The organism is Enterococcus casseliflavus NBRC 100478 (assembly GCF_001544095.1).
Taxonomy (GTDB): domain Bacteria; phylum Bacillota; class Bacilli; order Lactobacillales; family Enterococcaceae; genus Enterococcus_D; species Enterococcus_D casseliflavus.
In genome coordinates this window covers 1-12,299 of sequence record NZ_BCPT01000018.1, presented here as the reverse complement: position 1 = coordinate 12,299, position 12,299 = coordinate 1, and the positions used below count along the sequence as shown (strand labels likewise).

Annotated in this window: 12 protein-coding genes; 11 read left to right on the top strand and 1 reads right to left on the bottom strand. The window is 41.8% G+C overall.

The features are described from left to right. Positions 1 to 27 precede the first annotated feature (27 nt). From recX to ECA1_RS13690, 4 genes are all read left to right on the top strand, one after another. Complete coding sequence (gene recX, locus ECA1_RS13705) at positions 28 to 822, top strand: recombination regulator RecX (RefSeq protein ID WP_060792779.1); 795 nt, start codon at positions 28 to 30, stop codon at positions 820 to 822. After that, on the top strand, positions 815 to 1,966 hold the full coding sequence (gene mutY, locus ECA1_RS13700) for an A/G-specific adenine glycosylase (RefSeq protein WP_016610228.1): 1,152 nt from the start codon (positions 815 to 817) through the stop codon (positions 1,964 to 1,966). Before recX ends, mutY begins: the two co-directional genes overlap by 8 nt. A gap of 93 nt (positions 1,967 to 2,059) precedes the next feature. Continuing rightward, the gene (ntdP, locus tag ECA1_RS13695; RefSeq protein ID WP_005225863.1) at positions 2,060 to 2,593 is read left to right on the top strand and encodes a nucleoside tri-diphosphate phosphatase; all 534 of its coding nucleotides are present in this window, start codon (positions 2,060 to 2,062) and stop codon (positions 2,591 to 2,593) included. 160 nt (positions 2,594 to 2,753) lie between these two features. Next, complete coding sequence (locus ECA1_RS13690; protein ID WP_060792778.1) at positions 2,754 to 3,716, top strand: N-acetylmuramoyl-L-alanine amidase; 963 nt, start codon at positions 2,754 to 2,756, stop codon at positions 3,714 to 3,716. Between the two features lie 67 nt (positions 3,717 to 3,783). Here ECA1_RS13690 and ECA1_RS13685 read toward each other — a convergent pair whose 3' ends face one another. Further along, positions 3,784 to 4,218, bottom strand: coding sequence for a GNAT family N-acetyltransferase (locus ECA1_RS13685; RefSeq protein ID WP_016610225.1), 435 nt, complete (start codon positions 4,216 to 4,218; stop codon positions 3,784 to 3,786). A gap of 143 nt (positions 4,219 to 4,361) precedes the next feature. Here ECA1_RS13685 and ECA1_RS13680 point away from each other — a divergent pair, with 143 nt between their 5' ends. The 7 genes from ECA1_RS13680 to ECA1_RS13650 all read left to right on the top strand — a co-directional run bounded on the left by ECA1_RS13680 (position 4,362) and on the right by ECA1_RS13650 (position 12,207). Next, positions 4,362 to 5,477 (top strand): AI-2E family transporter, encoded by a 1,116-nt coding sequence (locus ECA1_RS13680; RefSeq protein ID WP_005225866.1) that lies wholly within the window; start codon positions 4,362 to 4,364, stop codon positions 5,475 to 5,477. A 112-nt stretch (positions 5,478 to 5,589) separates the two neighbouring features. Next, positions 5,590 to 6,966, top strand: a complete 1,377-nt coding sequence (locus tag ECA1_RS13675; RefSeq protein WP_005225867.1) for a hemolysin family protein — start codon at positions 5,590 to 5,592, stop codon at positions 6,964 to 6,966. 239 nt (positions 6,967 to 7,205) lie between these two features. Further along, on the top strand, positions 7,206 to 8,222 hold the full coding sequence (gene lplA, locus ECA1_RS13670) for a lipoate--protein ligase (protein WP_060792777.1): 1,017 nt from the start codon (positions 7,206 to 7,208) through the stop codon (positions 8,220 to 8,222). A gap of 11 nt (positions 8,223 to 8,233) precedes the next feature. Continuing rightward, positions 8,234 to 8,959 (top strand): methionine ABC transporter ATP-binding protein, encoded by a 726-nt coding sequence (locus ECA1_RS13665; RefSeq protein ID WP_005225869.1) that lies wholly within the window; start codon positions 8,234 to 8,236, stop codon positions 8,957 to 8,959. After that, positions 8,946 to 9,614 (top strand): metal ABC transporter permease EmtB, encoded by a 669-nt coding sequence (gene emtB, locus ECA1_RS13660; RefSeq protein ID WP_010748069.1) that lies wholly within the window; start codon positions 8,946 to 8,948, stop codon positions 9,612 to 9,614. The genes ECA1_RS13665 and emtB overlap by 14 nt, the downstream gene beginning before the upstream one ends. A gap of 5 nt (positions 9,615 to 9,619) precedes the next feature. After that, complete coding sequence (locus ECA1_RS13655) at positions 9,620 to 10,435, top strand: MetQ/NlpA family ABC transporter substrate-binding protein (RefSeq protein ID WP_060792776.1); 816 nt, start codon at positions 9,620 to 9,622, stop codon at positions 10,433 to 10,435. Between the two features lie 191 nt (positions 10,436 to 10,626). Then, complete coding sequence (locus ECA1_RS13650; RefSeq protein ID WP_060792775.1) at positions 10,627 to 12,207, top strand: peptide chain release factor 3; 1,581 nt, start codon at positions 10,627 to 10,629, stop codon at positions 12,205 to 12,207. Positions 12,208 to 12,299: the final 92 nt, after the last annotated feature.

Here is a 12,299-nt window from a genome sequence, read left to right as displayed (position 1 = left end):
AGAATGTACGTTCGCGAGGTGAAGAAGATGAATACAATTATTCGTATCAATAAAGGAAAAGGACCATTTTATGAAGTGGCGACATCAGAAGGTGAGACGCTGCGGGTCTCAGAAGATCTTTTGGTCCGTTTTCGGCTATTAAAAGGCAAGGAACTGAGTGAAGAAGAATTAAAAGAAATCAAAAAAAGTGCGGGGTTTGATCTAGGATTGCAGCAAGCCATGAACTATATCAGCTATCAGCTGCGTTCTGAAATGGAAGTCCGTACCTATTTGAAAGACAAAGAAATCGAAAAACAAGACCGAGACTTAGTCGTTGAACGTCTGAAAGAGCTGAATTTGATCGATGACAAAAACTACGGAGAGAGCTACATTCGCACCCAAGTCCGCATGAGTGATAAAGGACCCGTGGTCATCAGTCAGCAATTGAGAAAAAAAGGATTAAAAGATCCCGTGATTCAGGAAGTATTGCCTTTGTATACCGAGGAAATGCAGTTTGAAGTCGGTTATCATACGGCTGAAAAAGCGATGCGTCGTTTTCACAACAAAAGCCATAAAGAAATGATCCAAAAGATAAAAATGCATTTGATGCAAAAAGGTTTTCATCAAGGAGTCATTCAGATGATTTTGGATGAATTACCGATGGAAAAAGATGAGGACCAAGAAAATGAAGCGCTCCAAAGAGAAGGGGCCCGACTTATGCGGCGGCATCAGCGGTTACCGTTGATGAAACGAAAAATGAAAATCAAGCAAGGCCTTTATCAAAAAGGGTTTGCCATCGATGATATACAACGATTCTTAGATGAGGAAGTAGTGGATGAGTAAGCAATGGGAAACTTGGGATGAAGAAAAAATCAAGACGTTCCAAGAAACATTTTTAACTTGGTATCATAAAGAAAAACGCAATCTGCCTTGGCGGGCGACCAACGATCCGTATGCAATCTGGATCTCAGAGATCATGCTTCAACAAACACGAGTGGAGACAGTGATTGGCTATTTCTATCGTTTTATGGAACAATTCCCGACGATCCAAGACTTGGCGGCAGCCGAAGAACAAAAGCTTTTAAAGGTTTGGGAAGGTTTAGGTTATTACTCTCGTGCCCGTAACCTTAAGGCTGCCGCCCAGCAAATCGTTGCCGAATTCGACGGAGAAATGCCCCAATCAATTGAAGAGATTCGCTCATTAAAAGGAATTGGTCCCTACACAGCTGGAGCCATTGGCAGTATTGCTTTTGGCTTGCCAGAACCGGCAATCGATGGAAATGTGATGCGGGTCGTCAGTCGGTTATTTTGTATCGAAGCAGATATTGCGAAAGCCAGCAGCCGAAGACCATTCGACGAGGCGATGAGAACAATCATTTCCCCCGATGAACCTGGTGAGTTTAATCAAGCCTTGATGGATCTTGGCTCACGAATCTGTACACCCACCACACCGAAATGTGAAGAGTGTCCCATCAGTCAGTATTGTCTTGCTTATGCGGAGAATCGACAAACAGACTTTCCAGTGAAATCGAAAAAAGCAAAGCCAAAAGATGTCTATTACATCGCAGGCGCCATCGAAGATCAAGGCTCGTTTTTACTCGTGCAACGACCTGAAACAGGCTTATTGGCTTCTATGTGGCATTTTCCTTTGGTAGAAGTGACGAAAGAACAGTACGAGGCTCTGCAGCGAACATGGGCAAAAGAGGAGCAACTGCAGTTGGACTTGATTGCCGAAGATGATGCGCTCGAGATTTTTCCTGATCTGCCTGTCGTTTGGCAAAAACGACATTTTGGCGAGATCACTCATATCTTTAGTCATTTGAAATGGCACGTCCTTTTATTTTACGGCAGAAAACGGGGAGAGCTCACGTTACAAGACAGCGAATGGGCAGCAAAAGAATCCTTTCAAAACTATGTTTTCCCAAAACCCCAGCAGAAATTGGTGGATCAATTAAAGAAATATCAGAAACTCGATAAAGATTTCTAGGCAAAGCTTTCTTTTATTGCTATAATATTAACGATGTCGGTGTAATGAACACCCAAACAAAACGCAAGTTTTCTTGCTGAGGGAAGGGTTGCTATGCGAGTTCCAAAAGAAGGAGAGTTTGTCAGCATTCAAAGCTACAAACATGACGGCAATTTGCATCGAACGTGGCGGGATACGATGGTCTTAAAGACCAGTGAATTCTCAGTGATAGGGGTCAACGATCATACATTAGTGACCGAATCAGATGGAAGACGCTGGGTTACCCGTGAACCAGCAATTGTATATTTTCATAAAAAATACTGGTTTAATGTTATTGCAATGATTCGAGAAAAGGGGGTTTCCTATTATTGTAATCTTGCTTCACCGTATTTACTTGATGAAGAGGCATTGAAATATATCGATTATGACCTTGATATCAAAGTATTTCCTGATGGCGAGAAACGTTTACTAGATGTGGATGAGTATGAATTGCACAGTAAGATTATGCAATATCCGCAAGACATTGATTTTATCTTGAAAGAAAATGTCAAAATTTTAGTAGATTGGATCAATAATGGCAAAGGACCCTTTTCGCAAGGGTATGTGGACATTTGGTATGATCGCTACAAGCAGTTGTCTCAAAAATAAGTGAAGTGGGTCGGATCGCTCATTTTTCCCGAGAAACTTCAACCATTTCGGTTGAAGTTTTTTTGTGCTGTGAGAAGGTTGCTTCTAGCAGTTGCTTTTAAGTTCTGTTTAAGCTGCTAGTCCCATGATAGAAAGACCAAGAAAAAAGTGGGGGAAGCAAATGAAGAAAAAAGGGAAGCTTGTTATCGGTACTACCATGATTCTACTTTTTGCGGCAGGTTTTGCTGTGTTGAGAAATGATCATTTTGTTCAAGAAGAGACCCAAGAAAGCACGGCTCAAACCGAGTCGGACGCTCAAGCAGAAGAGGTCGCACAAACGGCAAGCATGGTCCAAATTTACGTGGATCCCTCAGAATACGATGCAGCGATTGAAAGTGAGAACGATTATGTATCGATTTATCAGACAACAAGTCAAGAAACCGTCATCGGGAAGATCCACCGTGGAAGTTGGGCAACCGTACTTAGTCAAACAGAAGAGATGGTTGAAATCCAAACAGACGATGGAATAACGGGTTACATTGAAAAGCATTCTGCATCCATCCAAGAAGTTCCACTTTCGGAGACTCCAAAAAAATTGTCAGACTTTAAAGTCGTTCTTGATGCGGGGCACGGCGGCGAAGATTCTGGGGCACTGTCAACGGATCAAACGATCATGGAAAAAGATTTGACGTTAGCCACCGTCCAAACCATCGGCGAAGTACTGACCCAAGCGGGAATTCAAGTCAGTTATACACGCACCGAAGATCGCTATTTAGCGCTGTCTGAAATTACTGCAGCTTCACTCTCGCAGGAACCAGATCTATTTATCAGCATTCATTTCGACAATTCAGAGCTACCAAACAGCAATCAAGGACTGACAACTTACTATTACTATACTGGGGCAAAAGAGATGGCAGAAACGATCACTTCCAGTTTGAGTAGTTCAGTGGCATTGAGTTCCAACGGCACTCGTTTTGGTAACTATTATGTTTTACGAGAGCAATATATTCCAGCAGTTTTGTTGGAGTTAGGCTATTTGAACAGTGACACTGATCTGGCAATGATTACAAGTGAAGGCTATGATCAAAGGGTGGCGCAAGCGTTGCTGACAGCGATTGAAGAGATCTTTGAAGCAGAGGAATAAAAAGCAGCGACCCCAAAACAGAGGAAGAATCTGTTTTGGGGTCGCTGCTTTAAGTAATCACTGCTCGTTAAAAGGTTTTGCTCATTTTGATATGGGGCATATCCGCGTCTAAAAAGACATCGCCTTCAGGCTGATAGCCTAACTTCAAGTAAAATTCTTTGGCAGTTAACTGTGCCCCTAACGTGACTTTTTTGATTCCTTGTTTTTGAATGAAAGCTTCCGCTCCCTCGATCAACTGCCTGCCGTAGCCTGAACCTCGATGAGCAGCTGGCACCGCCATTCGCTGTAATTTCACCTCATGATCAGAGATCGGTAAAAAACGTAAGGTTGCGACTGCTTCATTGTCATCGTCATATAAGACGAAATGAACAGCCAATGCCTCATTTTCATCTACTTCTAATGCTAATGGAACCCCTTGCTCTTTCACGAACACTTGATTTCGTATTTTCAATGACGCCAAATAGATCTCACTTAGCGTATCTTTTGTTTGTGCGATATGCATAAAAAAACTCACCTCAGCTATGATTTCTCCGTTATTTTTATTAGTATACCACTTTTTTTACAAATTTCTTTTTTTTGCGGCTAAAGTCGCAAGCTTTTTTTTACAAAATCAACTATAATGTTATAAAAAAGGGAGGGAATCTTTTGTTCGACAAATTCAAACAATCAAAACTGTTCTTTTGGTCATTGGAAGCATTGGTTTTAGTGACACTCGTGTTTGTGTTAAGTAAAGTCAATTTTCTATTTGCACCGATCGGCACGTTTTTTTCTACTTTATTTGCACCAGTATTGATTGCTGGCTTTCTGTACTATCTGCTAAATCCAATCGTCCTATTTTTGATGAAAACGACAAAAATAAAACGACTGTTTGCTGTCATATTGGTTCTATTGTTATTAGTAGCAGCAATCATCTTGATTTTCGTCAGCGTTATTCCTAATCTGGTGAGTCAGATTACTTCATTGGCGGAAAATATTCCAACATTTGCCAAAAATATGGAAAGCTGGATCTCAAGGATCGCAGATGATCCATTTTTCAAACAAATCGATATCGCGCAGCAGTTAGAAAACCTAAATCTTTCTTATGGTTCTTTGCTGCAGCAGTTTCTTAGTGGGTTATCCACTAGCTTAGGATCGATCGTCAGTACGATTGCTTCCGCGACGATGATCATCGTTACAGTCCCATTCATCCTTTTCTACATGTTGAAGGATGGAGAAAAGCTAGTTCCTAATCTGAAAACTGTTTTTCCAGAAAGAAGACGCGAGCAGATTGTTGGGTTGCTAGGTGACTTAAACAAGACATTATCCAATTACATCAGTGGGCAAGCGATCGAATGTATTTTTGTCGCTACCTTCACGTTTATTGGGTACTGGATGATCGGCGTGAACTATGCCTTTCTTTTTGGGGTGATCGCAGGGGTCACAAACTTGATTCCTTATTTAGGTCCGTATCTTGGCTTGATTCCAGCAGTCTTAGTGACGGTGTTTGATGAACCGTTCCGCGCATTGCTGTGCTGTGTCGTGGTACTAGTCGTCCAACAATTAGATGGAAATGTTATCTACCCGAATGTGATCGGAAAATCATTAGCGATCCATCCATTAACGATCATCTTGGTTTTATTGGTCGCTGGAAATCTGGCAGGTTTGCTGGGAATTTTCTTAGGAGTACCGTTTTACGCAATTTGTCGGACGATCGTGGTCTTTATTGTTCGTCTGATCAAAGATGACAAAATCAAGAAAAATCAAGAACGGTTGATCGAGTAATCAATGACTGGTGTTTTTTATTGCAAAGAAAAAAACTTTGTGATAGGATTTTATCGTGGGCTAAGCCCACGATTTTTTTTAGAATATGAAAAAATAAGGAGAGAATGCTATTATGAATGCTGACCCCGAGAGTCAGTCGCTTCTAGCGCAAATTTTATTATTGATCGTTTTGACATTGATCAACGCTTTTCTAGCGGCCTCTGAGATCGCAGTCGTCTCAGTCAACAAAAACCGTGTGGAGCAAAAAGCGGAAGAAGGAAATGTCAAATCACAAAAATTATTGAAAATCATTGATAATCCAACAAATTTCTTGTCAACGATCCAAGTTGGGATTACCTTGGTGAATATCTTATCTGGGGCATCTCTGGCAGATACCTTGTCGACCCGTCTGGCACCTTTATTAGGTGGAGGAACGGCGGCTAAAAGTTTAGCGAACATTATCGTTTTAGCGATCTTGACCTATGTGTCGATCGTTTTCGGTGAGTTGTATCCAAAACGTATCGCCATGAACAAATCAGAAGAAGTTGCTCAGTTCACTTCTGGTGTGATTCGAACGATCGGGATTATTGCAAAACCCTTCGTCTGGTTCTTATCTGCTTCAACAAGCTTATTGGCGCGGATCACTCCAATGGAATTTGACGATGAAGACACAAAGATGACCCGTGATGAAATGCGGTATATGTTGGAAACAGAAGGAGTCTTCGAAGAAGATGAATTAGAGATGCTGCAAGGGATCTTTTCATTAGATACGAAAGTCGCCCGTGAAGTCATGGTTCCCCGAACCTCTGCCTTTATGGTGGATATCAATGACTCAGTAGAAGAAATTTTGACTGAAATTTTAGCAGAAAATTATTCTCGTATTCCTGTATATAATGAAGATAAAGACAAAGTCGTTGGGATTTTGCATACCAAAAACCTTTTGAAATGTGCCTACAAATACGGCTTTGAAACAATGGACATCAAGCAGATCTTGCAAGAACCATTGTTTGTGCCAGAAACAGTCTTTATCGATGATTTGCTTTATGAATTAAAGAAAACCCAAAACCAAATGGCGATCTTGCTTGATGAATACGGCGGAGTCGTTGGGTTAGTTACGTTAGAAGACTTGCTTGAAGAAATCGTCGGTGAGATCGATGATGAATCCGATGAGGTCGAAGAGCTTTATGAAAAAATCTCTGATAAAGAATACGTGATCCAAGGTCGGATGCTGATCGATGATTTCAATGAAGCTTTCAATATGAGCTTGCATATGAGCGACGTCGATACGATGGCAGGCTACTTGATCACTGCTTTAGGAATGATTCCAGATGAAGGAGAGAAACTTTCCTTTGAAGTGGATAACGTGAAATTGATTTCTGAAGAAATGGAAGGATCACGTGTCTTGAAGATCCGTGTAATCTTCCATGATCCAGAAGAAGGCGAAGTGGAACCAGAAGAAGAACGCCGCTATTTCCGCAAAGATTTTGAGGAAGATGAGCCTCGCCGTTAAAGTTCCGCATGAATGAAATGAGAAAGACCAAGGCAACTGCTTTGGTCTTTTTTGTTCCTTTTTTTTACTTATTCCCCTTGATTTGTTTGTAAGAAACGGTTACGATAAATCTAATCAATAATACAGTTTAAAAACAGATAAAAAAACACGTGTATCTTATCGTTAAGCAGTTTGATTGCAATTTTCCGTAAGAAAAGCGAGAATATCCATAGAAATCTAATAAGAACGAGGGGCTTGAAATGAAATTTTACCGTATGCTTAGTGAGGATATCCGTTACAATTTGGCAACTGAAGAGTATTTAATGAATAACGTAGATGTTTCAGAACCTTGTCTTCTGTTATACATACAAAAACCATGTGTTATAATCGGCAGAAATCAAAATGCGTATCAAGAGATTGATTTTGACTATTTAAGGAGTCGCAATATCGTGTTGACTCGCAGGACATCTGGCGGTGGAGCAGTTTATGACGATCTAGGCAACATGAGCTTTAGTTTTGTCACCAAAAAAGATGCCACGAGTTTTGGTGACTACCAAAGTGCAACACAACCGATCATGAAAGGCTTAGCGGCAATGGGAGCCAAGGAGGTAGAAGTACATGGCCGCAATGATCTGTTCATTGATGGGAAAAAGTTTTCTGGCAACGCGATGTATACAAAAAAAGGTCGAACGTATTCTCATGGCACATTGATGTATGATGTGGATTTAGAAGAATTAACAAAAGTTCTGCACGTTGCCCAAGAAAAAATTGCCTCTAAAGCAACGAAATCCGTACGGAAAAGTGTGACGAATATTAAACCGTATTTGGCAGAACAATACCAATCAATGGATACCAAGGCATTTCGAGACACACTCCTTTGCCGAATCTATGAAGTAGAATCGATTGATGAAATCAGTGAGCAAGAGATCGTCTTCACGGATGCGGATCGCCAAGCGATTCAAACGTTGTTTGAAGAACGTTACGCGAACAATGAGTGGATTTTTAATGAAGCGCCTGCTTTTGAATGGCAAAAAAGAAAGCGGTTTGCGCAGGTTGGGATCGTTGAAGTCGATTTTACTGTCAACAAAGGCAAGATTGCAGCGATTCAAATTACCGGTGATTTTTTTGGACAAAAAGAGATCAGTGAACTTGAAGCGATGCTACGAGGTATTGATTTTGAACAAAACACCATTAGCCGCTTGCTAAAGGATATTGCCATCGAGCAATTTATCCATCAGATGACTAACGCTGAATTTCTTGCGTTGCTGTTTGATTAGGAGGAAAAAAGATGTTAGAAGCCATCAACATCACAAAGCGTTACGATCGAAACGTCCTAGATGGTCTTTCTTTTGCTGTTCAGCCGGGGGAAATTGTTGGGGTCGTCGGCAAAAGCGGCTCGGGGAAATCAACGTTGCTTCGGCTTTTGAACTTAATTGAGACACCTGACAGTGGGGAGCTGCTCTTTGACGGGAAACGAATCGATCCCTTAAACAAAAAGCAACTGCTACATGCGCAGCAGGAAATCGGCATGATTTTTCAAAATTACAATCTGCTACACAATCGAACCGTTTTTGAAAATGTCTATTTGCCCTTGAAGTTAATGGGGAAATCATCAAAGAAGGTGTTGGAGATGCTTTCATTTGTTGGGATGGAAGACAAAGCCGACAGTTATCCAGCCAAGTTGAGCGGTGGGGAGAAACAACGAGTGGCTATTGCGCGAGCATTGATCCGTGAGCCGAAAATCTTGCTGTGTGACGAACCCACTAGTGCGCTGGATGAAGATACGAAAGCCGATGTACTTGCTTTACTGCAAAAAGTTCAACAGACGTTTCAGCCAGCAGTCATTTTCGTTAGTCATGAGCTAACCGCAGTCAGACAAATTTGTCAACGTGTGTTTGTATTGGAAGATGCCGTCTTTGCGGCGGAATTTGTCAATCAGCCGCAGCCAATTGTCCGCAAAGAAAGCTCTTATGTGGACAAAGTGGAGAGGAGTTTGCTGCATGACGATCAGTGAGAGTATTTTGTATTATCTGCCTGAATTACTTCAGTCTTTGAAAGAAACAGCGATCATGATGGGGATTTCGATGCTCGCAGCCATTGTCTTAGGACTACCGCTAGGTGTCTGGCTCTTTCTTAGCCGCAGTCGTGGAAAAAAAATCTCATTTCTTTATGAGGGTTTGAATCTCGTTGTGACGATCATCCGCTCGTTTCCGTTTCTATTATTTGTCGTAGCGTTGATCCCACTGACGCGGATGCTTTTAGGCAGCTCATTTGGACCGATTCCCGCCAGTTTCCCTTTGAGCATCGTTGCTATGAGTATTTTTGCTCGCTTGACGGAGCAAGTGCTGCTGGATGTCCCCGAAGAAGTTTCTTATTTGGCGAAATCCCTTGGCGTCAGTCAATGGCAATACGTTTGGTCGTTTTTACTGGTGGAAGCTAGAAGCGGCTTGATTTTATCTTTAACGACGACAGCAGTCAGCATGGTTTCTTATTCAACAGTGATGGGGATCGTCGGCGGTGGTGGTATCGGCGATTTTGCGATCCGCTATGGCTATCAACGCTATGAATATGGCGTCATGTATTTTGCAATTATCATCATGATTCTTTTGGTCTTTATCCTGCAAGGGATTGGCAATCAAGCAGCAAGAAAACTTGATAAACGAAAATAGGAGGAATGAAAGTGAAAAAAGGATTTGTTTTAGGATTGAGTGTATTGGCATTAGGTGTATTGGGGGCTTGCGGTACGAGTTCGGATGAGGCGAGCGAAGAGAAAATCATCAAGGTCGCTTCGCAAACGACACCAATGACCGATGTCGTAAAAGTTGCAGCGGAAGCAGTGGAAGATGGCTGGGAAATCCAGTTGGTCCAAGTCAATGACAATATCCAGTACAATGAGCTGCTGAATAATGACGAGGTCGATGCCAACTTTGCGCAACATGAACCATATATGCGAATGTATAATGAAGAAAAAGATGCAAACCTAGTGGCATTAGATAAAATCTACAATGCAAAAGTCGGTTTTTATTCCAAAGAATATACGGATATCAATGATATTCCAGAAGGAACGAAAGTTGCATTGCCGAATGATGTGTCTAACGAAGGTCGAGCGTTAGCGATTTTAGCAGAAGAAGGATTGATCACCCTTAAAGAAGGCGTTGGTGTCAATGGGACCTTAAAAGACATTACCAAAAATCCGAAAAATTTTGAATGGTTATCTGTTGATTTACTGAATCTTGCGGAAGCCTATGATGAACCGAATGTATCCTTGGTATACAACTACCCAACCTATATTGCGAAAATCGGTTTGAAACCAGCCGATGCCCTTTTCTTAGAAAAAACGATCGATGATCGCTTTGCTATCTCATTGGTTGCTCGAGAAGACAATCAAGATTCTGAAAAAATCGCCGTTTTGCGCCGTGCCATGACTAGCGATAAAGTTCGCGAATTTTTAGAAAACGACCATAGCGATACCTTATTGCCAGCATTTTAATTTATTTCCATCAAATGGAAAGAACGCCCTTTGCCTAACTCTGTAAAAGAGAGTAGTCAAAGGGGGTTCTTGTCTTTTTTTGCTTTTTTATCACCCTTATCCATGATATACTGATTTGGTCAGAAAACTAGCGACAGTCTAAAATGGTCACTGTTCGCATTGTAAATACAAGAAATGGAGCAATAAAATCAATGGATAATCCAAAATTAAAACAACAAGTAGATAGTCGCCGTACCTTTGCGATTATTTCCCACCCGGATGCGGGGAAAACAACCATTACAGAACAATTGTTATTATTCGGTGGCGCGATTCGCCAAGCCGGTACGGTCAAAGGAAAAAAGACTGGGAATTTTGCAAAGTCCGACTGGATGGAAATTGAAAAACAACGGGGGATCTCCGTGACCAGTTCCGTTATGCAGTTTGATTACCAAGGCAAACGGGTCAATATTTTAGATACCCCTGGGCATGAGGACTTTTCTGAAGATACCTACCGTACCTTGATGGCGGTGGATAGTGCGGTCATGGTGATCGATAGCGCAAAAGGGATCGAAGCGCAAACGAAAAAACTCTTCCAGGTCGTTAAAAAACGCGGTATTCCGATTTTTACCTTTATCAATAAACTCGACCGTGATGGCCGCGAACCATTAGAATTATTAGAAGAACTAGAAGATCTTTTAGAGATCGAATCATTTCCAATGAATTGGCCGATCGGCATGGGGAAAGGCTTGGAAGGACTGTATGATATCCATAACCAACGGGTCGAATTTTACCGTCCAGACAATCATGGTGGGGAACGCTTAGTTGCCCTAGATGAAAATGGTCAATTTCCTTCAGACCATCCATTTGCCGAAGATGGGCTGTTCCAACAAGTTTTAGAAGAAGTAGAATTACTGCAAGAAGCTGGCGATGCCTTTGATACAGAAAAAATCGCACGAGGCGATCAAACACCCGTGTTTTTTGGTTCCGCCCTTACGAATTTCGGCGTGCAGACCTTTTTGGAAACCTTCTTGTCCTTTGCACCAGCGCCTTACGGTCACAAAACTTTGGCTGGTGATGAAGTCAGTCCTTATGAACCAGAAATGTCTGGGTTTGTGTTCAAGATCCAAGCAAATATGAACCCTGCCCATCGTGACCGGATCGCCTTTGTCCGTATTTGTTCAGGAACCTTTGAACGAGGCATGGACGTGACACTTGAGCGTACTGGCAAAAAAATGAAACTCAGCAATGTGACACAATTTATGGCAGACACCAGAGAAAATATTGAAGAAGCAGTCGCTGGGGATATTATCGGGGTTTATGATACGGGAAATTATCAAATCGGCGATACGATCTATGAAGGAAAACTAAAAGTTGCTTACGAAGAGCTGCCATCATTTACTCCGGAACTCTTTATGAAAGTCACTGCAAAAAATGTGATGAAGCAAAAATCTTTCCACAAAGGAATCTATCAGTTGGTCCAAGAAGGGGCTATCCAGTTGTACAAGACGTATCTTAGTGATGAGTATATCATCGGTGCTGTCGGGCAACTGCAATTTGAAGTTTTCCAATACCGCATGATGAATGAGTACAATGCCGAAGTCATTATGACCCCAATGGGCCACAAGATTGCCCGTTGGATCGATCCGAAAGACTTGGATGAGCGTATGAGCTCCAGTCGTAACATTTTAGCGAAAGACCGTTTCGACCAGCCATTGTTCTTGTTTGAGAACCAATTTGCGATGCGCTGGTTCGCTGACAAGTACCCAGATGTCGAGTTGAAGAGTTTGATGTAAGAGTCGTTTCCCGCGAGACTGTCTAGGTATGCGCAACTTTGTACGTAAGGCTGATCTTTTTTAATTGAACGATCGTAGAAAGCCCCTTCTTA

What these genes read in the sequence shown, in the direction of transcription:
- recX (WP_060792779.1), top strand. Translation starts at nt 28, where the DNA reads ATGAATACAATTATTCGTATCAATAAAGGAAAAGGACCATTTTATGAA.
- mutY (WP_016610228.1), top strand. Translation starts at nt 815, where the DNA reads ATGAGTAAGCAATGGGAAACTTGGGATGAAGAAAAAATCAAGACGTTC.
- ntdP (WP_005225863.1), top strand. Translation starts at nt 2,060, where the DNA reads ATGCGAGTTCCAAAAGAAGGAGAGTTTGTCAGCATTCAAAGCTACAAA.
- ECA1_RS13690 (WP_060792778.1), top strand. Translation starts at nt 2,754, where the DNA reads ATGAAGAAAAAAGGGAAGCTTGTTATCGGTACTACCATGATTCTACTT.
- ECA1_RS13685 (WP_016610225.1), bottom strand. Translation starts at nt 4,218, where the DNA reads ATGCATATCGCACAAACAAAAGATACGCTAAGTGAGATCTATTTGGCG.
- ECA1_RS13675 (WP_005225867.1), top strand. Translation starts at nt 5,590, where the DNA reads ATGAATGCTGACCCCGAGAGTCAGTCGCTTCTAGCGCAAATTTTATTA.
- lplA (WP_060792777.1), top strand. Translation starts at nt 7,206, where the DNA reads ATGAAATTTTACCGTATGCTTAGTGAGGATATCCGTTACAATTTGGCA.
- ECA1_RS13665 (WP_005225869.1), top strand. Translation starts at nt 8,234, where the DNA reads ATGTTAGAAGCCATCAACATCACAAAGCGTTACGATCGAAACGTCCTA.
- emtB (WP_010748069.1), top strand. Translation starts at nt 8,946, where the DNA reads ATGACGATCAGTGAGAGTATTTTGTATTATCTGCCTGAATTACTTCAG.
- ECA1_RS13655 (WP_060792776.1), top strand. Translation starts at nt 9,620, where the DNA reads ATGAAAGTGAAAAAAGGATTTGTTTTAGGATTGAGTGTATTGGCATTA.
- ECA1_RS13650 (WP_060792775.1), top strand. Translation starts at nt 10,627, where the DNA reads ATGGATAATCCAAAATTAAAACAACAAGTAGATAGTCGCCGTACCTTT.